We start from the raw sequence: 21,729 nt of genomic DNA, 5'->3' as shown, positions 1-21,729 counted from the left end.
TGGCTGTACGCACCTTGGCCGAATCGCGAGGCTGTCAGGCGGGAAGGTAGTTCCGGCAATGAGACCTCTTGGAATGCAAGTCGCAGTCAGCTACTGACAGCGATGCCCAACATCCGGTGGTACTGCCGAGTGAGAAGATCATGGAGGAAAAGGCTGCGTTCGATTTACCTGCTGAGGAATTCGTAAGGCGATTTGAGAGAACGGATGACACATGAAATGCTTGGTAATCAACCTTGATCGATCACCTGACAGGTTGAACCAGGCAACCTCCGAATTCGCGAAGATCGGCATCGCTTTTGAGCGCGTTGCGGCGGTCGATACGTCCAGCGAGCCCTCGAATTTTCCTGCCGCTCGCCGCCTCACCAAGCCAGAGATTGCATGCTTTCTCAGCCATCGTAAGTGCTGGCAAATGATCGCAGATGGCGCCGAGCAATATACCGCAATCTTTGAGGATGACGTCGTTTTCAGGAGCGATGCCGGACCATTCCTGTCCGATGACAGTTGGGTCCCGCGCGATGCCGACATCGTCAAGCTCGAGACGTTCTTCGGTCAGGTCAGATTGGCGCGCCTTGCGTCCATTGGGAAGGGCCATTCGATTGGCCGGCTGGTCGGCGAGCATCTCGGTACGGCCGGCTATGTCATTTCCAAGGCTGCGGCTGAAAAGCTGCTTCAGCGGACAAAACGCCTGAAGGAACCGGTCGATCTCGCATTGTTCAGCCCGAATTCGCTGATGTGCGCCCGCAATACAACCTATCAGGTGACACCGGCCCTTTGCGCACAGCACCGTTTTCTTTCTGAACGAAATACGATGCCGACGATCATCCAAACGGCACCGCATCGCCCCAAAAGCGTAACCACGAAAGTTCGTGGGGAATTGTCGCGGCTGTTCGCCCATTGCCGAAACGGAACCTTTTGGCGAACCCAGCGGGTCGATTTGAGTCTAGGCTGGACGCCTGACGCACATCCCGCTGGCCGATCTTCGCAAAAGCTAAAACCCCGAGGTTGACCTAACGTCGCTAGGTCAGCGAAACTCGAGTTGCTTGATTTCTCGGCGGCTTCGAGCAAAGGGGCATGCGAAGGCCCGCCGATTGCCGGCTGCCTACGAGAACCAGCATGGCACTCAAACTAATAGCCGACGGACTAAGCAAAAATCGATTGGTCATCCAGCTAAAGGCGCTCAGAAACGAGTTCGCCTATAAAAGCTTCGAATATCGAGGGCGTGCGTCTGGGCGCCTGCTTGCAAAACAGTTGCACGACGCCGGGGTGTCGCGCGTGTGCATCACGGTCGCCTTCAACGTACCCTGGGTGATCGATGCTTTGACGAAGGCGTGGGAGATGCATTCGCCAGGGATGACGCTGGTCGTCGTCGACAATTCTACGAAGGCCCAGGCGAGAGCGGCCATCGCACAGATCTGCAAGATGCGCGGCGTGCCCTACCTTGCCTTGCCGATGCGGGTCGAAAAACACCTGTCGAGATCGCATGGAACGGCGATCACCTGGGCGTTTCACAACATCGTGCGCCATCTGAAGCCGGAGTTCTTCGGCTTCATCGATCACGACTGCTTCCCGGTCGTGCCGTTCGATATCCCGTCCAATCTGGCCGGCAAAGTCGTGTATGGCCGCAGGGCATACGGTACCGAAAATCACGTCTACAAGGCCAAGCCGGACGATCGGCACTGGAATTTGTGGGCAGGCTACTGCTTCTACCGGTTCTCCGCCGTGGCCGCCTATAAACTGAATTTCGAACCCCGCATAAATCTCGGCCTCGACACCGGCGCAGCCAACTGGGCGATCCTCTATTCGAAACTTGCCGAGGCGGATGTCGCCGTGGCAACCGTGGAACAGCGGCCAATGACGATGGCCGGCGCGGTCGGGCACCACGAGTTCATCGACGGCGCCTTCTTTCACCTCGCCGGCGTGTCCTACCCCGAAAGACCGGGCTATCACCATCGAACGGCGGAGCACCGGGAAATGCTCCGGGATTATGTGTGGAACACTTATCTGGGCGGCCCGGCCGGGCAGGCCGTGAGCGATTTCTGAAGGCCGACCGCCCTCGTTCCAGTCCTTCAGAGCGCGCAGCGACGCTCGGATCTGGTTGTTTCTAGATACGGTCAGGCGGGCCGACGAGCTTCGCAATCGCCTCGTCGATCCCAATCCTTCCTTGACGTCCCAGCGTATCCGGATCGCGAAAGTCGATCCAGCCTTCGTTGAAGCCGTCCAGCATGCGCATGCGCATTTCGGGATGGCGCATGCCCTGCTCGCGGAAGATCGTCTCCCAGCGCTCGCGCGGGACTGTGCGTGCCTCGACCTCGCGGCCGAGCGCCTTGGCAAGGGCGGCGGCGATTTGGTTCGGCGACACCCTGTGTCGCGCTTCCAGTTCGATCACCCGGTGGCCGCTCCAATCCTCAGGCAAGAGTTCCGCAGCGGTTCTGCCGACATCGGCGGCCGAGATCATCGCGACCGGCCGATCGAGCGGCTGGAGGTAGCTGTCGATCACGCCCTGATCGCGCGCCGAGGCGAGGTCCCACTGGGCATTTTCCATGAACCAGGCGGCGCGCAGGAACGTCACGGCCACGGGCAGATCGGCGAGCGCCTCTTCCAGCAGGCGCAACACATTGAGCAGATTGGGCTGCGTGGCGTCCGCGCCGATCGTCGACAGCACGACCACCTTGGGCGGCAGCGCCCTGTGCAGCGCCTCGCGGACGACGGCGATCTTCGGCAGCACGTCCGGGAAATCGGGTTCGGAATCATAGACCGGCGGCAACAGGATGAACGCGCCCTCGCCGCCCGAAAGCGCCGCGGCCAGAGGCCCGGGATCGCCGAGATCGGCGACGGCGACCTCGCAGCCTTTGGCCAGCCACCGCGCGCCCTTGGCTTCGTCGCGGACAACGGCCCGAACCTTGTGGCCCGATGCCAGCAGCGTTTCGGCAAGAACCCCGCCGATGCGGCCGGTAATGGCGGTAACTGCGTACATGATCTTTCCTTCGTTTGTGGTGGTTGAACGGGATCACGGCCGGCGGCCACGACGGGCCGGCGGTCTCTGGCCGGTCTTTTCACACCCTTGGCTTGCTGATCACAGCGCCGATATGTCATCATAATCCGGACTCCAGGTTGGGAATAGCGCATGTCTTATGACGGAAGATTGCTGTCCGGCGTGACGGTGCTGATGGCGGTGGTCGAAGCCGGCTCGATGGCGCGGGCAGCGGACTCGCTCGGCATGACCGCCTCAGGCGTCGGCCGCGCCATCCAGCGGCTGGAAGCCCGCATCGGGGTGCGGCTGCTCGACCGCACGACCCGCACCATGCACCTGACGGACGAAGGGCGGCGCTTCCACGAGCGGGTCGGCCCTCACCTCGACGGCATCGAGGAGGCGGCGGTCGAGGCCACCGGCGCCACCTCGGTGGTTCGCGGCAGGCTGCGCGTCAATGTCGACCCGTTCTTCTCGCAGCTGGTGCTGGCCGGGCACGCGGGCCGGTTCCTGGCGCTCTATCCGGAGCTTCGCCTCGAGCTCATCATGCGCGACGCGGTGGGCGACCTGGTGGCGGACGGGTTCGATCTTGCCTTGCGCTTCGGCGATCCGCCGGCCGGCTCATTCACCGCGCGCAAACTGTTCGAGACGCGCGTACTCACCGTCGCGGCGCCCGCCTATGTCGAGCGCCGAGGGCGTCCGCGGCACCCTGCCGACCTGCCCGACCACTACGCCATCGATTTCTGGGACGCCGCGCATGGCCGCGCCTATGAGTGGGAATTTCGCCGCGGCAACGAGGCGCTGCCGGTCAGCGTTCGGACCAGGCTGATGACCTCCGACGCGCCGACCATGCTCAACGCCTGCCTGTCCGGTGCCGGCATCGCGCAGGTGCTGGAATTCGCCACGCGCGAGCAGGTGCGCGACGGCCGGCTGATCGACCTGTTTCCGGATTGGTCCGACGAGCTCTTCCCGCTCCACGCGATCTACCCTTCGCGACAATACCGCACCGCCAAGGTGCGGGCGTTCGTGGAGTTCGTGATGGAGTTGCTGGCTGAGGTTTAGATCGATGACCGGCGCAGCGGGCCCGCCCGCTGCCCTATTGCGCACATTCTGTGATAAGTGACGCCTATGAGCCGATCCCGAAGGAATACCCCCGATCGTCGGCATGACCACAGTCGACAGCGACAAGGCATTCAAGCAAGCCGAGCATCGGCGCGAGCGGCGGGCCGTGAAGGCACGGCTCGAATTTGACGAAGAACCGTTGCCGACCAAGGCTTTCGGCAATCCATGGGCCAGCGAGAAAGACGGCAAGCAATGGCTAGCCGAACCCTCCCCTAAACTGATGCGGAAGTGAGGTCCGCACACGAACCGCGCCAAGGGAATGGCGATCCCGGCAGGATTCGAACCTGCGACCATCGGCTTAGAAGGCCGGTGCTCTATCCAGCTGAGCTACGGGACCGTCGGCCGGCCGGGCCGGCTGCTGCGTTACGCCAAGCGATGCAAGACTCGGGAAGTCAGTGCGTCCAGGGCGTCCTGCGGTCATAGCGGAAATTGTCCGAATAGGAAATCTGCCGGCGCTTGGCTTCCTTCGGCTCTTCGACGCGATAGGCGATCTTTTCCTTCTCGGCATAGGCCACCGCTTCTTCCTTCGTGTCGAAGGTGAGCTTCACCTGGCTCAGCATGTCGCCGGAGGTGGTGTAGCCCATCAGCGGGTCGATCTTCTTGCGCTGCGCGGGATCGAACTCCAGCACCCAATGTCCGGTCTTGGCCTTGCCGGACTGCATCGCGGTTTTGGCTGGACTGAAAATGCGCGCGGACATGACCACCTCTTTGCCGCCCGGAAATCGGGCACCGTTGTTCGGCGCCATTCCCGGGTCCCATCGGGAGCCCGAAACCTCGCGCCAACCCCGTCATTACTGTGCAATGGCCGCGGCGGCAAGGCCGCAAGCGCCCCTGCGCTCCCAAGGCGCAGGGGAACCTCGCCGCGCCGGCGACATTATCGAAAGGTCGGGCGGCCGGGCCGGGCAAGCCTTCCCTGTCAGCCTCAATCAGAAGCGGACGTTTCGCCATGACCAATGCAACCGAACATGCCGTCCTGCAGCTCGCCGTGCTTGTCGGCAGCCTGCGCGCCCAGTCCTTCAGCCGCAAGATCGCCAAGGCCCTGGCCGCCCGCGCGCCGGATTCGGTGCGCTGCCGCTTCATCGAGATCGGCGACCTGCCGCTCTACAACGAGGATCTGGACGGTGACGACCCGCCAGCGGCGTGGTCGGCCTTCCGTGCGGCGATGCGCGAATGCGACGCGGTGCTGTTCGTCACCCCGGAATACAACCGCTCGATCCCCGGCTGCCTGAAGAACGCGCTTGATGTCGGCTCGCGCCCATCGGGCAAGAGCGTGTTCAAGGGACTGCCCGCAGGGGTCGTCAGTGTCACACCGCATAAGCTTGGCGCTTTCGGCGCCAATCATGCGCTGAGACAAACCTTCGCCTTCCTCGACATGCCAGTGATGCAGCAGCCGGAGGCCTATATCGGCAATGTCGCGGAAATCCTGGACGGCAAAGGCGCGGTGACCAATGCCGACACCGCCACCTTCCTCGAAAATTTCATGGCCAGCCTGGAAAGCTGGATCAGGACGGTGCATCCTGCCGGCTCGTCCTTCGATGCCTTCATGAAGCAGCGCGAGAAGATCGCCGAAGACTATGTCAATGGCGATGCCGCCTCGCTGAAGGCGATCGTCACCCGTGCCGGGCCGGCGACGTTCTTCTCACCGCGCGGCGACCATCTCGAAGGCGCCGAAGCGGTTGCCGGCCGTTACGAACGCGATGCCGCAAGCTTCCACAAAGGCGGCAACACCGACCTCGAGGTGCTGCAAGCGTCGGCGAGCGGCGATCTGGCGTTCTGGAGCGGCTTGCAGCATGCCAAGGCGCGCATCGGCAAGAACGGCGAGGCGACCGAGATGACCTTGCGGGTGACGGAAGTGTTTCGGCTGGAGGATGGCGCGTTCAAGCTGGTGCATCGCCATGCCGACCCGGTTCATTAGCCGGCGCTTGCAAAATCCGCGACACAATGCCGGGGGGCTTTGCAACACGCACCTATTCCTTTTGGCCTGCGAGCGGCATACATCGGATACATGGTCGTGCCACTTGATGGCATGATGGCGACGACAAAGATACGAATGAGCGCGGATACGGAAGTCTCGCCGTCGGGGGCCGGCAAGCCAGCGATATTGGACGGTACGATTGTCGTCGGCGGGGGCGCCGCCGGGCTTGCCGCCGCGCATGCGTTGACCATGGCTGGCGTGACGACGCGGATCCTGGAGCGCGAGCAGAGGCTGGCCGAACCCTGGCACCGCCGCCACGACAATCTGCACCTCAACACGCATCGCGACCTCTCCTCATTGCCAGGCGTGTCCTATCCGGCGGGGACACCGGCGTTCCCGCACCGCAGCGCCGTCGCGCGCCATCTCAATGAGTTCGCCGAAACGCACCGGCTGCCCGTCGCCTTCGGGGTCGAGGTCGACGAGATCGAATTCCGAGGCGACCATTGGCTGCTGCGGACAAGCGAGGGCTTGAAGGCGGCGCGATATGTGGTGATCGCCACCGGACGGGACCGGCAGCCCTTCATCCCGGCCTGGACAGGCATGGACGATTTTTCCGGCAGGATCATCCATTCGGCCGATTTCGGAAAGGCAAGCGACTATGCCGGCAAGAAGGTGCTGGTGGTCGGCGCCGGCAATTCCGGCTTCGATGCGCTCAACCATCTTTCCCGTGTCGAGACCGGCCAGATCTGGCTTTCGGCGCGCAACGGACCTTCGCTGCTGCCCAAGCGCATCGGCAAGATCGCGGTGCACCGCATATCGCCGCTCATGGCCAACCTGCCCACATGGCTCGCCGACGCGGTCATGGCGGCAACGCAGCGCCTGGTGTTCGGAGATCTGACGAAATACGGCCTGCCCCCTGCCCCGTCGGGCGGCGCCAGCCGGCTCGGCTCCGACTATACCGCGATCGCGGCCGACGACGGCGCGGTCGAGGCCATCAAGGCCGGGCGCATCATCGTCGTGCCGCAGTTGCGCGAATTCAGGCGCGACGGCGTCGTGCTCGACAATGGCCAGCGAATAGCGCCCGACATCGTCATCGCCGCCACCGGCTACCGCACCGGACTGGAACCGATGCTGGGCAAGCTCGGCGTGCTCGACGCCAAGGGCGTGCCGCTGTTCAACGGCGCCGCAAACGACCCGAAGCTGCCCGGGCTCTGGTTCACCGGCATGCGGCCCAGCATTCGCGGCTGCTTCGCCAACTCAACAATCCAGGCCGCGGCGATCGCCAGGAAGATCACTGGCCTGAAGAGCTGAGCGCGCTACAAGGAACAGACAAGACGGTCGGTCGTTTGCCTTTCTCTGATGAAAGGAAGCGAGATGCCGACGCCCGATGAGCTCGAAGCAAAATTCTGGAAAGCCCTGAAATCGGATATGACAATGATGATCGGGCTTGACGGCTCGAACATCATCCCGCGCCCCATGACGGCGCAACTGGAAGCCGAGGCCAGGGGCCCGATCTGGTTCTTCACCGCCAGGGAAACCGAGCTTGTGCTTGGACTTTCCTCCGGCAGCCAGGCAACGGCGACGTTTGTATCCAAGGGTCATGACCTTTTTGCAACGGTGCAAGGCCGGTTGCAGATCGATAACGACCGGGTCGTGATCGACCGGCTGTGGAACCGCTACGTGGAAGCGTGGTTCGAAGGCGGCAGGGACGATCCGAAGCTGACGCTGCTTCGCTTCGAGCCTGAACAGGCCGAGATTTGGCTCGACGCCTCCAGCGTCGTCTCCGGTATCAAGATGCTGCTCGGCTACGATCCGAAGGAGGAGTACAAGGACAACGTCGCCAAGGTCGATCTCTAGGCTGCCTGGACAGCATCATCGGCCGGATCGAACCGCGCTCTGTTTTTGTGTTGCCTTCCGGGCGTGCGCCCCCTATACGCCGCGGGACGTCGGAGTGTAGCGCAGCCTGGTAGCGCACCTGATTTGGGATCAGGGGGTCGCGTGTTCGAATCACGCCACTCCGACCATCGCTTTCCCCCAAAAAATTGCCGTGCCGGTCTAGCGGCCCAGGGCCTGACCAGAAGGGCTCTTGGCCTCACTCTCCTGGAACCATGTCAGCCTTCGCAAGTTTCGGTTGCCATGACCGGCAATGCGAAAACTCCGACCATCGCGCGCATCTGGCGCGGCAGAACCTTGCCCGACAAAGCCGACGCATATGAGGCCTACAACTACGAGGTCGGCATCAAGCCGCTGATCGAGAAGGCGCTCGGTGTCCAGACCTTCCGCGAGGACACGCCGACCTATTCGGAGTTCATGACAATCTCCTATTGGGAGAATAACGAGGCAATGGCGCGCTTCACCGGCGGCGATCCCACCAAGATCCACCATCTAGACCGTGACGAGGAATTTCTCATCGAGTTGCCCAACAGCGTTCAGGTGCTACGCCTGCTCGCCAGACACGGCAGCACGGGCTGAGTGCCGATCCCCAACAGTCCCGTCCGGGTTGAAATCAAACCTGTGGTGTGAACACGGAGACGGGTAAACCCGCCGGGCGAGTCCCCAACAACCTCAAGCCCGGCGAGCCTACAACCCGATCTGGAACGCGACCGGGGCCGGGATCAACCGGCACTGTCGGTGTTGCAAGACTGATGCCGGAAAGACTGTTCCGGAATGGGACGGCTACGCCGCACGCTCCCACAGATGCCGCACAAGCCGGGACGCGGCTCGAACAATCCCCCTCGCTCCCAACTTTGTCACCGGTCTAGACTTCGGACAAAGGGGGATTGTCGATGCCCGTGCTCGAGGCGCTGCTGTCGCTGATCGGTCCGGCCTACCTGGCCTATTACGGCTTCGCGGTTCCGGTCATGGTCGCCTGGGCAATCCTGTGCGCCGCTCTGTGGGTCTGGAACAACCGGCCGAGCAAGCGGCAGAGCGGCGTCGCCCGGTCGCGGTCCGCCGGCCTGATGGTCTTCGTCCTTGTCGCCGCCTGTTACATCGCGGCGCATACGGGCGTGTATCTTTTGGCTCGGCATCTGGCCGGGCTATGGGCGTAATTTTTCCCTTCTCCCCTTGTTTGTGGGAGAAGGTGGATCGGTGCGCAGCGCCGAGACGGATGAGGGGTATTCCAGCGGAGTGAGACGTCGGCTTTCCCTGGAGCACCCCTCATCCGGCCGCTTAGCGGCCACCTTCTCCCGCAAGGGGAGAAGGGAAAGGCCTAGATATCGAACTCGCCCTGCCCCTCGTCCATAGCGCTGACCGTCTCCGCCGCGAGCGCCCGGGTGATCGGCGTCTTGCGCTCAAGCGCGGCGCGGTCGAGGCGCTCGACGACACGCATGGCGGTGCCGAGCGAACGCTCGATGCGGCGCACCAGATATTGCACCACATGCGGCTCGACCTCGACCTGGCGGTCGGCGAACAGCTTTGTGATGACGCCGGCAAGCAGCAGATCGTCGGGCTCGTGGATCTCGATCGTCGCCGCCGCTTTCAGCCGCGAGACGAGGTCGGGGAGCGTGACGCGCCAGGCCGAGGGGAAACGCCGCGCCGTAAGCAGCAGCGTCGAGCCCGCGCCGCGCACTTCGTTGATCAGGTGAAACAGGCCCTGCTCATCGATCGCCGTCTTGTCGACGTCGTCGATGAGCGCCGGCCTCATGCCCAGGCCGGCGATGTGCTCGCCGATCCGGCCCGGCTCGATGGCGACGGCATGCGCCCGCTCCTGCCATATCCGGGCGAGATGCGTCTTGCCCGAGCCGGGCGGCCCGGCCAGCACGACCACCGGCGACGGCCAGTCCGGCCAGCGGTCGATCAGCGACGCGGCTTGCGCGTTGGTGCCCGACACGACGAGCTCGTCGCGCGAATAGCCGGTGCCGTGGCCGAGATCGAGCGGCAGCTGACGCGGCGTATCTGCTGGCTGAGCAGCCATGTCAGCCCCGCTTCGAACGGTGGCCGCCGCCGCGATCGGCCGGCAATGGCGGCACGGGCCCTGTGGCGTGACCCTTGTAGAGCGGCGATTCGAGATAGCGGGCGATGGCGAAGCGCACCAGCACGGCAATCGCCGCCGAGGCCGGCACGGCAATCAACAGGCCGACGAAGCCGAACAGCGCGCCGAAGGCAAACAGCGCGAACATCAGCCACACCGGATGCAGGCCGACGCTCTTTCCGACCAGTCGGGGCTGCAGGATGTTGCCCTCGATGAACTGGCCGACGAAGAACACGCAGGCAACCAGCACCACCATGGTCCAGTCCGGCCAGAACTGGACGAAGGCGACGCCGATGGCCAGCACCAGCCCGGTCAGCGAGCCGACATAGGGGATGAAGGAGATCACCCCGGCGAAGAAGCCGATGAGGATGGCGAAGTTCAATCCGGTCAGCGTCAGCCCGGTGGCATACATGGCGCCGAGCACAAGGCATAGCGTGCCCTGCCCGCGCACGAAACCGGCCGTGGCGGTGTTGATGTCGCGGGCAAGCGCGCGCACCGTCTCGACATGGTCGCGCGGCACCCAGCCGTCGACCTCGGCCACCATGCGGTCCCAGTCGAGCAGCATGTAGAAGGCGACGACCGGGGTGACGACGAACAGGCTGACCACCGAGACCAGCGCCACGCCGGAGCTCCAGATCGACGTGAAGACGGTGGTGAGCAGGCTGAAGCCGGAAGTCAACAGCGAGTTCAGCCCGTCGCGCAGGCCGGCGGCGTTGACGCCAAAACGCTGCTCCAGCCATTTCGGGTCGAAGCTGGTGAGCAGCGACTGCAGGCGCGTGAGATATTCCGGCAGCTTGCGGGCGAAATCGGCCATCTGGGTGGCCAGCACCGGCACCAGGATGACGAAGGCCAGCACCACGACGACGATGAAGGCGATCAGGATGACCACCGTCGCCATCAGGCGCGAGAGGCCGAGCCGCTGCAGCCAGTCGGCGACGGGATCGAGGAAATAGGCGAGCACCATGCCGGCGACGAAAGGCAGGAGGATGCCCGAGAAGACATAGAGGAACAGCGCCAGCAGAACCGCCGTCGCGAGCCAGAATAAGACCTGGCGACGAAGCGCGCCGGAGCTATCGTCCGCGGCGATCACGGCGCCATCGTGGTCAGGCGTCCGTGCCGGAGCCGCCCGATCTGCCGATGCCCGACTTGGTGTTGCCCGACTTGGTGACGTCGTTCTGGGAGTTGCTCGTTCGGGAGCCTTCGCCATAGCCGCTCATATGCCTTAGCCAAGCCACGAGATAGGCCGCGGCCGAAGCCACGGTCAAGACCCCGGTCAGCAATATGAGCCCGGTCCGCAGTGGGCCAAGATGCACGGCAAAGGCCAGCTCGCCCAGCACCAGCGCCGCCAGCACGATCTGGGCGGCGGTGTTGGCTTTCGAAACGAAGAGCGGCTTCACCTCGACCGGATTGCTCATCACGCTGGACAGGAGCACGGCGCAGACGATGAGCCCGTCACGCGAAACCATCATGACCACCAGCCAGAGCGGCAGTTCGCCGGCGAAGCCCATGACGACGAAGACCGAGACAAGCAGGAGCTTGTCGGCGATCGGATCGAGATAGGCGCCCAGGCGGGACGACTGGTTCCAGCGGCGCGCGATGAAGCCGTCGACGCCGTCGGAGATGCCGGCGACGAGGAAGCCGGCGAAAGCCCAGCCCCAAAGCGACTGCAGCATGGCCAGCACCACGGCGGGCACGAGCAGCAGCCGCATGATCGTGATCATGTTGGGAAGGGTCACGTGATGTCCCGTCGTGTCTTTTGTTGGGAAAAAGATGAGGGAGATGGGAGATTGGCGCAAGTGAGGAACTGCCGATCTTCCCCTCGTGGGGAGATGGCCGGCAGGCCAGAGGGGGCGCGAAGGAACGCCGACTTTGGACCAACAGACCTGCAGGGAAGCTGATAGGCTGCATGCCACGGGAGGCGCACATGGCGGTCAACATCAACGTTTACTGGGGTCCAAGGAAACGGACAGCCAAGGATTCGATCCCACAACCTCAAGCGCATTTCCGAGCATTGGCTATTGCCGACGAAAGACTCGCTAGCTGGGCTCCGCTGGGAAGGTCTCTTAAAAAGGCGATGGCGTCCGAACCTATCGACACATCGGCAGCCAGTAACCTGCAGCACCTGCTGGAGAAAGGCCAGAACAAGACGGACATCGCCCCGCGCCAACCCATTCCGGAATTGGGTTACCGCGTCTCCCTCTGGAACCAGCGCCGGGGAAACGTGGAAGCGTCAACGTCGATCCATTGCGGGGCGTATTCCGAGTATCTGTCACGAGACAGTCAGAACAATGCTTGTCTGGAGCTTAACTGCATGGCAGGGGCCGAGCCTTTTGGGGCGGAAGTCCTGCTCGCCCTATTCCATAGATTCGTCGAAATCTGGAAACCCGACTGGGGTTCGATTTGGCGCGATGTCCAGGAAGGACATCCGGCCAGCAGCCGCGAGCATCCAACGCTCGCTCAATATGCGTTTTACCAACAGCAGGGCTTGGCATCGCAAGGACGAACCGTGGGAAAGGAGGTTGGTGTTCCCCAGGGGCGTATGTGGGTGGATGAAACGGCAGCACCCATTCTAGAGGAAATGTGACTGCCATAATCGCAGAGTTGGCGGACACCGCCTTTGACCTACCGGACATCTCCCCGGGAGATTGGCACTGGTCTCGGCCTTCGCCAATCAACCCCGCACTTTCCTCGGAAACAACATCACTCACCTGCGCGTCATCCTTGCTCCCCGAAACCATTCATGCGAAGAGCCCGCAATGACAAACAGGGACGAGCCGACGATGAGCAAGGGCGATCCGGCCAAGCGCAAGAACGGGCTCACCTATGCCGAGGCGGGCGTCGATATCGATGCTGGCAATCTGATGGTCGAGAAGATCAAGCCGCTGGTGCGCGCGACGCGCCGGCCGGGCGCGGATGGCGAGATCGGCGGCTTCGGCGGCCTGTTCGACCTCAAGGCCGCAGGCTTCACCGATCCGGTGCTGGTCGCGGCCAATGACGGCGTCGGCACCAAGCTCAAGATCGCCATCGATGCCGGCAAGCATGACACGATCGGCATCGACCTCGTCGCCATGTGCGTCAACGACATCGTCGTGCAGGGCGCCGAGCCGCTGTTCTTCCTCGACTATTTCGCCACCGGCAAGCTCGATCCGGACCAGGGCGCCGCGATCGTCGGCGGCATCGCCAAGGGCTGCCGGCAGGCCGGCTGCGCGCTGATCGGCGGAGAGACGGCCGAAATGCCCGGCATGTATCACGACAAGGACTACGACCTTGCCGGTTTCGCGGTCGGCGCGGCCGATCGCGGCCAGTTGCTTCCCACAGACGACATCGTCGAAGGCGACGTGCTGCTTGGCCTTTCCTCCTCCGGCCTGCACTCCAACGGTTTTTCGCTGGTGCGCCGCATCGTGGCGGCGAGCGGTCTTGCCTGGAGCGATCCGGCGCCGTTCAACGAAGAGCTCAGCCTCGCCGAGGCGCTGCTCGAGCCGACGCGCATCTATGTGAAGTCGATCCTGAAGGCTATCCGCAACACGCATGGCATCAAGGCGCTGGCCCACATCACCGGCGGCGGTTTCCCGGAAAACATCCCGCGCGTGCTGCCCAAGGATTTTTCGGCCGAGCTCGACCTCGAGGCGATCGACGCGCCGCCGGTGTTCTCGTGGCTGGCAAAGACCGGCGGCGTCGCGCCGGAAGAAATGATGCGCACCTTCAATTGCGGCATCGGCATGATCCTCGCCGTCGCCTCCGGCCAGGCGGCGCAGGTGGCGGCGGTGCTGCAGGAAGCCGGCGAGACGGTGACGCCGATCGGCCGGATCGTGCCGCGCCGCGACGCCGGCGTCATCTACAGGGGCTCGATCGGCCTATGAGCAGGAAACGCACGGTCGTCCTGATCTCAGGGCGCGGCTCCAACATGACGGCGCTGATCGCGGCCGCCGCCGATCCAAGCTATCCGGCTGAAATCGTCGGCGTGATCTCCGACCGCGCGAACGCCGCCGGCCTCGGCATCGCCCAGTCGCGCGGCATCGCCACCAAGGTGATCCAGCGCGCCGACCATGCGAGCAAGGATGCCTATGACGCCGCGCTCGACGCCGCGCTCACCGGCTTCGGCGCCGAGATCGTGGCGCTTGCCGGCTATATGCGCATCCTCGGCCGCGGCCTCGTCGAGAAATGGCAGGGGCGCATGGTCAACGTCCACCCTGCTTTGCTGCCCGCCTTCAAGGGGCTGGACACGCACGCGCGGGCGATCCGCGCGGGCGTGCGCATCCATGGCTGCTCGGTGCATTTCGTCACGCCGGAGATGGATGACGGCCCGATCATCGCGCAGGCCGCCGTGCCGGTGATGGTCGGCGACAATGAGGACACGCTTGCCGCGCGCGTGCTGAAGGCCGAGCATCGGCTCTATCCGCTGGCGCTAGGCCTCGTCGCCGAGGGCAAGGCGAGCATGGAAAAGGGCCACACCGTGCTTGCCCATTTCGCCGACGATGCAGAGAACGCAAGCTCGGTCGTGATGGCGCCGGACCCGCTGCGCGAGGAGACCGACCTCGAGCATCTGGCGCGGATCACGCCGTAGGGCCCTGGCCGGGAATTGCAGCATGGCGCTTACCCCTGAACTGCCGAGCCAACCCCTGGGTCAAACCGAAACGGACCGGCTGCGTAAGGCTTGGATCGACAGATTAGGCAGCGGCCCGTTTGCCCCCTTCTACATCGACGAGATCAAGCAGAAGGCCCGCGCCCGACTGGACAAGCAATCGTGGTCCTGAACAATGCCCGCGAGACAATTGCTTATCTTACGCCACGCCAAGTCGAGCTGGGATGACCCCAAGCTTGCCGATTTCGACCGGCCGCTCGCCCCGCGCGGGCAAAAGACCGCGCCGCTGATCGGGCGCGAGCTTTCGCGGCGTGGCTGGCTGCCGGATCTGGCTCTGGTCTCGCCGGCGCTGCGCGCCCGCGATACTTGGCGGTTGGTCGCCCAGGAGCTGCCGAAGCATGTGTCCGCGGATTTCGCGGAAGAGCTCTACGAGGCGGAGGCCGGCGCTATCCTGGCGCACGTGCGGCAGGTCAAGGCGACCAACCTGCTCGTGATCGGCCACAACCCCGGCCTCCAGCAGTTTGTGTTGCGGCTGGCCGGCGCCGGGTCGGATGAGAGCGTTTTCAAGAAGATCGAAGCGAAGTTTCCGACGGCGGCGCTCGCGCGGTTTACAGTAAAGGGCAACTGGGCGAATCTGGATTTCGGCGGCGCTCGGCTGACGCATCTCGTCAGGCCGAGGGATTTGGAGTAGACCCCGAAGCTGCCAATCTCCCGCCGCAAACAAAGGCGGCGGAGCAAGCCCGCCGCCTTTGGCAAAGCCTGAGACGTTAAACCTCAATTGCCCCAGATGCCCTGGCCCGGATCATGCCAGGCCTGCGACGGCGCCGATCCGGTGGTCATCGAGGTGTCGACATTGGTAGGCTTGGCGGGCTCGTGCTTGCGTACCGAGGCGGTGAGCCCGCGATCGACGCCGGCGGTCGGCTGGTTGACGTTGTCCGCGCCGTAATGATCGCTGCCGGCGAAGGCAGAACCCATGGCGAGAAGTATGGCTGCGGTGGTAAGGACGATCCTGGTCATTGCAAAAGTTCCTTTCGTTAAAAATGTGGAGGTCTTTGGGGGATCGAAGCGGCGTCAGCGGCCCCACAGGCCGTCGTCGTTGTGCCGGGCAATGATGTCGACGACGGTCCGGCTGGTTGCGGCCGTCACCGGAGCCTGGTGATCCGCCGTGCCGCGCTCACGGATCGAGCTGGTCATCATGTGATCGGCGCTGGCGGCCGGCTGCTTGGCGCCGTCGGCGCCGTAATGGTCGCTGCCGGCGGAGGCGCTGCCCATGGCAGCGGCGAGCATGGCAGCCGCGACGAATGCGGTCCTGTTCATCTCAATGTTCCTTGTCCTGTCGTTTCATCGGCGGCGCCTTGGGAGGATGGCCCCGCTGCCGACAAGACCCGGAACAGTCCGGATTTATTCCCGATCAAGATTTCGGCTTCCGCGACGGGGATCGCGCAAATTGCCTGGTCGACGCACGGAAAAGCCCGGGCCAACGGATAGCCGGCTCCACAAAAACAGAGCGGCGGGACAAGCCCGCCGCTTTGAGGTCTGTCGAGGACAGATCCGTTTAGTGGCTGCCGAACAGGTCGTGGTTGGCGCCCGTGACGATCGGCTTCTGGGCATCCGCGTCCGACTTCTTGACCGAAGCGGTGAACGAGGTGTCGACCGAAGCGGCCGGCTGGTTGGCGTTGGCCGAACCATAGTTGTCCGAGCCGGCGAAAGCGGCGCCGGTGGCAACGAGAAGGGCGGCAGCGGTAAGAGCGATCTTGGTCATTTGAGTTACTCCAGATTTAAGAATTGAGGTTGGGATTGATGGGGACGGGAGCCGCTTAGCGGCCCCAGATGCCCTGGCCGGATTCCGGCTGGTTCTGATCAGGCGTGATGTGGAGGTCGCGCTGCTCGAACTTGCGGATCGAACCCGTGATGGTGTTGTCGACCTTGCCCGCAGGAGCGGTCACGGCCGGCTGATTGACGTTGTCGGAACCGTAATGGTCGCTGCCGGCAAAAGCGCCGCTCGTGGCGATGAGGAGGGCAGCAGCGGCAAAAGCAATCTTGTTCATTTCAGGTACTCCAGATCTCAAAAGTCGTGTCCGTCTAGTGGCGTGCCGTGATGGAAATTCGCGTCGCTCGGACCTCCCCGAGATGGGTCGGCCCTGTTGCCATTTCCAATCACGTAAAGTTGTGAACCGAACCGTTCGGTTCGATCTTGAAATTGCATGGAAGGCTAAGCGGCCAGACTCTTATCGTTTCATATCAATAGGTTACGGCGATCACCCGTCGAGATGCCAATCTGACGGGACCTGCCAGCGTTCACCATGGCTACACTAACCGTCAAACATTAATTGAACCGAACGGTTCGGTTTTATCACTTGCACGACCGGGCAAGCGGCCCCGCAGGCATCATGACCGGGATGGCGGCCGCCGGGAAACCGCGTTTGCCTTGCGGGCGGATCGATACTATCGGTTGCCTCAGGGAACCAATTCGGACGCCGCCCGCCACCCTCGGCGAAGGTCGGCGCCGTTGGGAGGAAACAGCGAACGAACGATGCGGCTGCTGCTTGTCGAGGACAATCGCGAACTGGCCGATTGGCTGAGCAAGACGCTGCGCCAGGCGAGCTATGTCGTCGACGTCGTGCATGACGGCGAGGATGTCGAGCATGCCTTGGCCGCCGGCGATCACGCTCTGATCATCCTCGACCTTGCCTTGCCCCGCATGGGCGGAATGGAAGTGCTGAAAAGGCTGCGGGCGCGCGGCAACCCGGTGCCGGTGATCGTGCTCACAGCCAATGCCAGCCTCGACGGCCGGGTCAAGGGCCTCAACGAAGGCGCCGATGACTATCTGGCCAAACCCTTCCAGATCGAGGAGCTGGAGGCGCGCATCCGCGTGCAGCTGCGCCGCGCCAACGACCGCACCGCGCCGGTCATTTCCTGCGGCGACCTCGTCTTCGACACCAACACCCGCCTGTTCTCGCTTGCCGGCGCGACGCTGTCGCTGACGCCGCGCGAGCACGCGGTGCTGGAACAGTTGGTCGTCAAGGCCGGACGCACGGTGAGCAAGGCGGCGCTCTCGGCGGCGATCTACGACTTCGACACCGACGCCGACCCAAGCGCCATCGAGATCTACGTGCACCGGCTGCGCAAGAAGCTCGAGGCATCGCGCGTCCAGATCGCCACCTTGCGCGGCCTCGGCTACCTCTTGCGTCACGACGATCCGGCGCCATGAGAATCGGCAGTCTTCGGATCGGCAGCCTTCGGATCCAATTGCTGGCTTGGGTGGTGCTGCCGCTGGCCGGTTTGGCCGCCATCAATCTGTGGACCAGCCAGCGCAACGCCCTGGCGACGGCGGACCTCGTCACCGACCGCATGCTGGTAGGCTCGGCGCGCGCCATCGCAGAGCAGGTGGCGATGGCCGACGGCGTGCTCGACGCCATCGTGCCGCCGGCGGCGATCGAGATGTTCGACACAGGCGACCGCGACAGCGTCTATTATCGCGTCGAGACCGCCGGCGGACGGTTGCTGACCGGCTACCCCGACCTGCCCGTGGCGTCGGAGCGGAACAGCATCGAAGCCTCCTATCGCGATCATCCGCTGCGCCTAGCAACGCTCAGCCATGCGGTGATCGGCGCCGGCGCGGATTCGCCCATCAAGGTCACGGTCGGCGTCACGCTCGCCGGCCATGACGCGATGGTGAAGCGGCTGTGGCTCAGCGCCTTCGCCCAGCAGCTTGCCTTGGTGGCTATTGCCGGCGTGTTCGTGCTGCTCGGCCTGCGCCGCGGGCTGGCGCCGCTGATCCGGCTGCGCGACGCCGTGCGTTCGCGCAGCCGCAGCGATCTCGAGCCGGTCGAGGTTCCGGGCGCGCAGAGCGAGATCCGGCCGCTGATCGAAGCGCTCAACGCCTATATGCAGCGCGTGCGGGCGCAGATGGCGGCGCAGCGGCGCTTCATCGCCAATGCCGCGCACCAGCTGCGCACGCCGCTGGCGCTCTTGTCGACACAGGCAAGCTATGCGTTGCGGGAGACCAAGGCCGACCGGCGCCAGGAGGCGCTGGTGGCGCTGCAGACGAGTTCCGGCAAATTGGCGCGGTTGGCCGAACAGCTGCTTACGCTGTCGAGAGCGGAACCCGGCAGCCGGCGGCCGCGCGCCGACCGTATCGACCTCACCGAAGCCGCCCGCCAGGTGCTGGAAGCGCAGGCGCCGGCGGCGATCAAGCGCGATATCGACCTCGGCCTCGATGAGAACGGACCGGTGCCGGTGATCGGCGACGGCACGATGCTGCGCGAGATGATCGTCAACCTGGTCGACAATGCTCTGCGCTATTCCAGGCCAGGCGGCAGCGTCACCGTGAGGCTCGCCGCCTTGGATGGCGAGGCGGTGCTCATGGTGAGCGATGCCGGTCCGGGAATCCCACCTGAAGAGCGGGAGCATGTCTTCGAGCGCTTCTACCGCCTCGCCGGCGCGACCGAGGAAGGCAGCGGCCTCGGCCTGGCGATCGTGCGCGAGGTGGTCGAGAATGCCGGCGGCAGCGTCACGCTTGGCGATGCCGCCGGCGGCGGGCTCAAGGTCGAGGTACGGCTGCCGCTGGCGTGAGGCCACTGGCCGCGTCAGTGTTCCGATTCTTCGTCCGGCAGTTCGAGCGTACGACCCGCATAAAGAATCCGCAGGATGATCACTTTGTCATCCACGATTTCAAACGCGATCGTCGCGCGCCGGCGCCACCCCACCGTACGCAAACCCGGGGCGATCTCGTCATGACGCATGCCACGCTCCGGAAATGTCGCGAAGTCGAGGCAATAGTCGATGAGACCTCCGACAAAGCGCAATGCCGTTTCCACGCCGGCTTTAGGCGCCAATTGGTTCAGCAGTTCGGCAATGTCTCGCTCGGCGGCAGCGTGGAACCTGACGTGGTACTTCATGCACCGGAGCGCGGTTTGGCGGCGATCGCGTTGATGTGCTCAGAGAGATTGCGGCGCAGCTGTTCGGCCGTCAACAGCTTCTCGGGACGGGCGCGCGCATCCCGCATTATCGGCACGACTTCCTCGCGCAGCCAACGTTCAACCGCCGCATCACGCGCCGCAAGCGTGCGCAAGCCATCACGGATGACCTCGCTTTCGGTGGCGTATTCGCCCGAGGCCACCTTGTCTTTCACCATCTGCGCCATTTCGAGCGGCAGTGTGATCGTCAGGGGTTGGGAGTTTCGCATGACCGTCTCCTCGATGCCCCTTGATATAGCACTGGTGCATGACTTTGTCATACACTTTAGGCAAGGCCGCACACCAAACATCGAACCATGATGGTGTGCGGCGATCGATCACGTCCCCTGCTCGTTGAATGGCGCCGGGCGCCACTTCACCACATAGTTCTCGAAGCGGGTGATCAGGAACTCCACCACCAGCGCCATCACCGCCAGGATGATCATGGCCGCGAAGACGCCATTGGCGTTGAAGGCGCCCTGCGCGGTGGAGATCAGGAGGCCCATGCCCTGCTTGGCGCCGAGGAACTCGCCGACGACCGCGCCGACAAGGGCGAAGCCGAACGAGACATGCAGGCTGGCGAGGATCCAGCTCATCGCCGAAGGAATGATGACCGATCTCGTGATCTGCATCGGCGAGGCGCCGAGGATCTGGGCGTTGGCGATCATCGCCCTGTCGGCCTCGCGCACACCCTGAAAGGCGTTGGCGAAGACGACGAAGAACACCATGACGACGGCCAGCGCCACCTTGGACGCCATGCCGAGGCCAAGCGCGATGATGAAGACCGAGCCCAGCACCACGCGCGGCACCGAGTTGGCGATCTTGATGTAGATCGAGAAGACATCCGCCAGCAGCTTGTTGCGGCCGAGGATGATGCCCGCCACGATGCCGCCGACCGCGCCGATGGCAAAGCCGAGGAACGTTTCCTCCAGCGTCACATAGATCTGCAGCCAGAGCGGCCCCTGAGAAGTGCCCTCGGTGACCCAGGACCAGATCTGCTCCCATATCCCCGACGGGCTGGAGAAGAAGAACGGGTCGATGATGCTGTAATCGGCGCAAAGTTCCCACAGGCCAAGGAAGACGACGAGGATCGCAAGCCGCAGGCCGATAACCAAGGCATGGCGCTTGCGCAGCCGCACCCTCGCCTGCGCTTCGGCGGCGACGATCGAGGTCGCGCGGATGGCAGCCTGTTCGGTAGGAGAGATGGCGGTCATGCTGTTTCCCCTTTCAATGGCCGGTCTGAAAGCCACGGCTCTGGCCGAGCTGCACTTCCTCGCGCAGATCGTTCCAGATCACCTTGGCGATCTCGATGAATTTCGGGTCGTAACGGATGTCGGCCATGACGCGGGGGCGCGGCAGGTCGATACGGTAGACGCTCTTCACCGTGCCCGGACCGGCGGTCAGCACATAGACCTTGTCGGCCAGCGCCACCGCTTCCTCCAGATCATGCGTGACGAAGACGACGGAGGATTTGAGTCCCGACCACAGGCCCAGCAACTCGTCCTGCATGGCGGTGCGGGTCTGCATGTCGAGCGCGCTGAACGGCTCGTCCATCAGCAGGATCTTGGGCTGGTTGATGAAGGTCTGGGCCAGCGCCACGCGCTTGCGCATGCCGCCCGAGAGCTGGTGCGGGTAATGCTTCTCAAAGCGTGAAAGGCCGACGCGGCCGATCCAGTCGCGCGCCTTCTCATAGGCTTGCGCCTTCGGCGTGCCACGGAAGAGCGGACCGGCAGCGACATTGTCGATGACGCTGCGCCAGGGAAACAGTGCATCGGCCTGGAAGACGAAGCCGATGTCGCGGCTGATGTCGGTGACCGGATTGCCCATGACGCGGACATTGCCGGTCGTTGGACGCAAGAGACCGGTGACGAGGTTGAGCGTGGTCGACTTGCCGCAGCCGGTCGGGCCGACGACGCAGGCGAACTCGCCGCGCGCCACCGTCATGGTGAAATCGCGGATCGCCGTCATCATGTGGCCGTCCGGCGTGACGAAGCGCAGCGTCACATCGTCGATGGCTATAGCGGCATCGGCCGGCGGCGCGGCGGGAGACAATTTCTCCGCCGCCATGGTCTGCGATTGCATGGCACACTCCTGTGGTGGTGATGCGAGAATGGCGGCTCGGGCCGGTGGCCTGCTCGCCGGCATCTCAAGGCGCAGCTGCCGGATTGATTCAGGCAGCCGGCGCAAGTCCTTGTTTTCAGGGCGGACGGG

The 21,729-nt window shown here is 64.0% G+C and carries 29 protein-coding genes and 2 tRNA genes; 17 read left to right on the top strand and 14 right to left on the bottom strand.

All coding sequences use genetic code 11. The features are described 5' to 3' along the window. The first annotated feature begins 211 nt into the window (after positions 1-211). Together EJ068_RS27085 and EJ068_RS27080 are read left to right on the top strand one after the other, a co-directional pair. A complete protein-coding gene (locus EJ068_RS27085) occupies positions 212-1,006 on the top strand; it encodes a glycosyltransferase family 25 protein (RefSeq protein WP_127251880.1) in 795 nt (264 codons plus the stop codon). A 107-nt stretch (positions 1,007-1,113) separates the two neighbouring features. After that, the gene (locus EJ068_RS27080) at positions 1,114-2,040 is read left to right on the top strand and encodes a hypothetical protein (protein ID WP_126078156.1); all 927 of its coding nucleotides are present in this window, start codon (positions 1,114-1,116) and stop codon (positions 2,038-2,040) included. A gap of 61 nt (positions 2,041-2,101) precedes the next feature. Here EJ068_RS27080 and EJ068_RS27075 read toward each other — a convergent pair whose 3' ends face one another. Then, on the bottom strand, positions 2,102-2,974 hold the full coding sequence (locus EJ068_RS27075) for an NmrA family NAD(P)-binding protein (RefSeq protein WP_126078157.1): 873 nt from the start codon (positions 2,972-2,974) through the stop codon (positions 2,102-2,104). 150 nt (positions 2,975-3,124) lie between these two features. On the opposite strand from EJ068_RS27075, the gene EJ068_RS27070 reads away from it, so the two are divergent. Both EJ068_RS27070 and EJ068_RS27065 read left to right on the top strand, forming a co-directional pair. Continuing rightward, complete coding sequence (locus EJ068_RS27070) at positions 3,125-4,030, top strand: LysR family transcriptional regulator (RefSeq protein WP_126078158.1); 906 nt, start codon at positions 3,125-3,127, stop codon at positions 4,028-4,030. Positions 4,031-4,133: 103 nt separating this feature from the next. After that, positions 4,134-4,322: a hypothetical protein gene (locus tag EJ068_RS27065; RefSeq protein WP_126078159.1), complete on the top strand. Its 189-nt coding sequence runs from the start codon at positions 4,134-4,136 to the stop codon at positions 4,320-4,322. A 28-nt stretch (positions 4,323-4,350) separates the two neighbouring features. On the opposite strand, the gene EJ068_RS27060 is transcribed toward EJ068_RS27065, so the two are convergent. Together EJ068_RS27060 and EJ068_RS27055 are read right to left on the bottom strand one after the other, a co-directional pair. After that, positions 4,351-4,427: transfer RNA gene (locus EJ068_RS27060), tRNA-Arg, on the bottom strand. Positions 4,428-4,482: 55 nt separating this feature from the next. Beyond that, positions 4,483-4,788, bottom strand: coding sequence for an ETC complex I subunit (locus EJ068_RS27055; RefSeq protein WP_112101520.1), 306 nt, complete (start codon positions 4,786-4,788; stop codon positions 4,483-4,485). Between the two features lie 248 nt (positions 4,789-5,036). Between EJ068_RS27055 and EJ068_RS27050 the strand changes: the two genes are divergently transcribed. From EJ068_RS27050 to EJ068_RS27025, 6 genes are all read left to right on the top strand, one after another. After that, positions 5,037-6,005: an NAD(P)H-dependent oxidoreductase gene (locus tag EJ068_RS27050; protein WP_128298208.1), complete on the top strand. Its 969-nt coding sequence runs from the start codon at positions 5,037-5,039 to the stop codon at positions 6,003-6,005. A gap of 135 nt (positions 6,006-6,140) precedes the next feature. Beyond that, the gene (locus tag EJ068_RS27045; protein WP_127251881.1) at positions 6,141-7,316 is read left to right on the top strand and encodes an NAD(P)/FAD-dependent oxidoreductase; all 1,176 of its coding nucleotides are present in this window, start codon (positions 6,141-6,143) and stop codon (positions 7,314-7,316) included. Between the two features lie 63 nt (positions 7,317-7,379). After that, positions 7,380-7,862 carry a pyridoxamine 5'-phosphate oxidase family protein gene (locus EJ068_RS27040; protein ID WP_127251882.1) on the top strand — a complete coding sequence of 161 codons (483 nt, stop codon included), beginning with the start codon at positions 7,380-7,382 and terminating at the stop codon, positions 7,860-7,862. Between the two features lie 90 nt (positions 7,863-7,952). Continuing rightward, positions 7,953-8,029 (top strand) — tRNA-Pro (locus EJ068_RS27035). A 112-nt stretch (positions 8,030-8,141) separates the two neighbouring features. Further along, on the top strand, positions 8,142-8,477 hold the full coding sequence (locus tag EJ068_RS27030; RefSeq protein ID WP_126078162.1) for a hypothetical protein: 336 nt from the start codon (positions 8,142-8,144) through the stop codon (positions 8,475-8,477). 314 nt (positions 8,478-8,791) lie between these two features. Then, positions 8,792-9,055: a hypothetical protein gene (locus EJ068_RS27025; RefSeq protein WP_126078163.1), complete on the top strand. Its 264-nt coding sequence runs from the start codon at positions 8,792-8,794 to the stop codon at positions 9,053-9,055. Between the two features lie 161 nt (positions 9,056-9,216). Here EJ068_RS27025 and hdaA read toward each other — a convergent pair whose 3' ends face one another. Genes hdaA through EJ068_RS27010 form a run of 3 tightly spaced genes read right to left on the bottom strand, consistent with a single transcriptional unit; the run spans position 9,217 to position 11,714 of the window. Then, entirely contained in the window at positions 9,217-9,921 is a 705-nt protein-coding gene (gene hdaA, locus EJ068_RS27020; RefSeq protein WP_126078164.1) for a DnaA regulatory inactivator HdaA, read from the bottom strand. Between the two features lies 1 nt (position 9,922). Next, a complete protein-coding gene (locus tag EJ068_RS27015) occupies positions 9,923-11,068 on the bottom strand; it encodes an AI-2E family transporter (RefSeq protein WP_126078165.1) in 1,146 nt (381 codons plus the stop codon). Between the two features lie 13 nt (positions 11,069-11,081). Beyond that, entirely contained in the window at positions 11,082-11,714 is a 633-nt protein-coding gene (locus EJ068_RS27010; RefSeq protein ID WP_127253656.1) for a CDP-alcohol phosphatidyltransferase family protein, read from the bottom strand. A gap of 188 nt (positions 11,715-11,902) precedes the next feature. Here EJ068_RS27010 and EJ068_RS27005 point away from each other — a divergent pair, with 188 nt between their 5' ends. The 5 genes from EJ068_RS27005 (at position 11,903) to EJ068_RS26985 (ending at position 15,251) form a co-directional block, all read left to right on the top strand. Continuing rightward, positions 11,903-12,562, top strand: a complete 660-nt coding sequence (locus EJ068_RS27005) for an Imm52 family immunity protein (protein WP_127253655.1) — start codon at positions 11,903-11,905, stop codon at positions 12,560-12,562. A gap of 196 nt (positions 12,563-12,758) precedes the next feature. Then, positions 12,759-13,838 carry a phosphoribosylformylglycinamidine cyclo-ligase gene (gene purM, locus EJ068_RS27000; protein WP_127253657.1) on the top strand — a complete coding sequence of 360 codons (1,080 nt, stop codon included), beginning with the start codon at positions 12,759-12,761 and terminating at the stop codon, positions 13,836-13,838. Further along, on the top strand, positions 13,835-14,542 hold the full coding sequence (purN, locus tag EJ068_RS26995; RefSeq protein ID WP_126078168.1) for a phosphoribosylglycinamide formyltransferase: 708 nt from the start codon (positions 13,835-13,837) through the stop codon (positions 14,540-14,542). The genes purM and purN overlap by 4 nt, the downstream gene beginning before the upstream one ends. Positions 14,543-14,564: 22 nt before the next feature. Next, a complete protein-coding gene (locus tag EJ068_RS26990) occupies positions 14,565-14,732 on the top strand; it encodes a hypothetical protein (protein WP_189342248.1) in 168 nt (55 codons plus the stop codon). 3 nt (positions 14,733-14,735) lie between these two features. Continuing rightward, positions 14,736-15,251, top strand: coding sequence for a histidine phosphatase family protein (locus tag EJ068_RS26985; protein WP_126078169.1), 516 nt, complete (start codon positions 14,736-14,738; stop codon positions 15,249-15,251). Positions 15,252-15,334: 83 nt separating this feature from the next. Here EJ068_RS26985 and EJ068_RS26980 read toward each other — a convergent pair whose 3' ends face one another. From EJ068_RS26980 to EJ068_RS26965, 4 genes are all read right to left on the bottom strand, one after another. Beyond that, positions 15,335-15,577: a DUF680 domain-containing protein gene (locus EJ068_RS26980; protein ID WP_126078170.1), complete on the bottom strand. Its 243-nt coding sequence runs from the start codon at positions 15,575-15,577 to the stop codon at positions 15,335-15,337. Positions 15,578-15,631: 54 nt separating this feature from the next. Beyond that, the gene (locus tag EJ068_RS26975) at positions 15,632-15,877 is read right to left on the bottom strand and encodes a DUF680 domain-containing protein (RefSeq protein WP_126078171.1); all 246 of its coding nucleotides are present in this window, start codon (positions 15,875-15,877) and stop codon (positions 15,632-15,634) included. 238 nt (positions 15,878-16,115) lie between these two features. Beyond that, a complete protein-coding gene (locus tag EJ068_RS26970; RefSeq protein ID WP_126078172.1) occupies positions 16,116-16,322 on the bottom strand; it encodes a DUF680 domain-containing protein in 207 nt (68 codons plus the stop codon). Positions 16,323-16,377: 55 nt separating this feature from the next. Continuing rightward, positions 16,378-16,608, bottom strand: coding sequence for a DUF680 domain-containing protein (locus tag EJ068_RS26965; protein ID WP_126078173.1), 231 nt, complete (start codon positions 16,606-16,608; stop codon positions 16,378-16,380). 485 nt (positions 16,609-17,093) lie between these two features. Between EJ068_RS26965 and EJ068_RS26960 the strand changes: the two genes are divergently transcribed. Next, complete coding sequence (locus tag EJ068_RS26960) at positions 17,094-17,771, top strand: response regulator (protein WP_127252830.1); 678 nt, start codon at positions 17,094-17,096, stop codon at positions 17,769-17,771. Continuing rightward, positions 17,768-19,135: a sensor histidine kinase gene (locus EJ068_RS26955; protein WP_127252831.1), complete on the top strand. Its 1,368-nt coding sequence runs from the start codon at positions 17,768-17,770 to the stop codon at positions 19,133-19,135. Before EJ068_RS26960 ends, EJ068_RS26955 begins: the two co-directional genes overlap by 4 nt. Before the next feature lie 14 nt (positions 19,136-19,149). Here EJ068_RS26955 and EJ068_RS26950 read toward each other — a convergent pair whose 3' ends face one another. From EJ068_RS26950 to EJ068_RS26935, 4 genes are all read right to left on the bottom strand, one after another. Beyond that, the gene (locus tag EJ068_RS26950) at positions 19,150-19,461 is read right to left on the bottom strand and encodes a type II toxin-antitoxin system RelE/ParE family toxin (RefSeq protein WP_127252832.1); all 312 of its coding nucleotides are present in this window, start codon (positions 19,459-19,461) and stop codon (positions 19,150-19,152) included. Beyond that, positions 19,458-19,748 carry a type II toxin-antitoxin system ParD family antitoxin gene (locus EJ068_RS26945; RefSeq protein WP_127252833.1) on the bottom strand — a complete coding sequence of 97 codons (291 nt, stop codon included), beginning with the start codon at positions 19,746-19,748 and terminating at the stop codon, positions 19,458-19,460. The genes EJ068_RS26950 and EJ068_RS26945 overlap by 4 nt, the downstream gene beginning before the upstream one ends. Before the next feature lie 108 nt (positions 19,749-19,856). Then, positions 19,857-20,732, bottom strand: coding sequence for an ABC transporter permease (locus EJ068_RS26940; RefSeq protein ID WP_126078178.1), 876 nt, complete (start codon positions 20,730-20,732; stop codon positions 19,857-19,859). Positions 20,733-20,745: 13 nt separating this feature from the next. Then, positions 20,746-21,600: an ABC transporter ATP-binding protein gene (locus tag EJ068_RS26935; RefSeq protein WP_126078179.1), complete on the bottom strand. Its 855-nt coding sequence runs from the start codon at positions 21,598-21,600 to the stop codon at positions 20,746-20,748. Positions 21,601-21,729 lie beyond the last annotated feature (129 nt).

Source organism: Mesorhizobium sp. M2A.F.Ca.ET.043.02.1.1 (assembly GCF_003952405.1).
GTDB lineage: Bacteria > Pseudomonadota > Alphaproteobacteria > Rhizobiales > Rhizobiaceae > Mesorhizobium.
The sequence above is the reverse complement of the archived record's forward strand: the minus strand, read 5'-3'. Positions and strand labels throughout refer to the sequence as shown.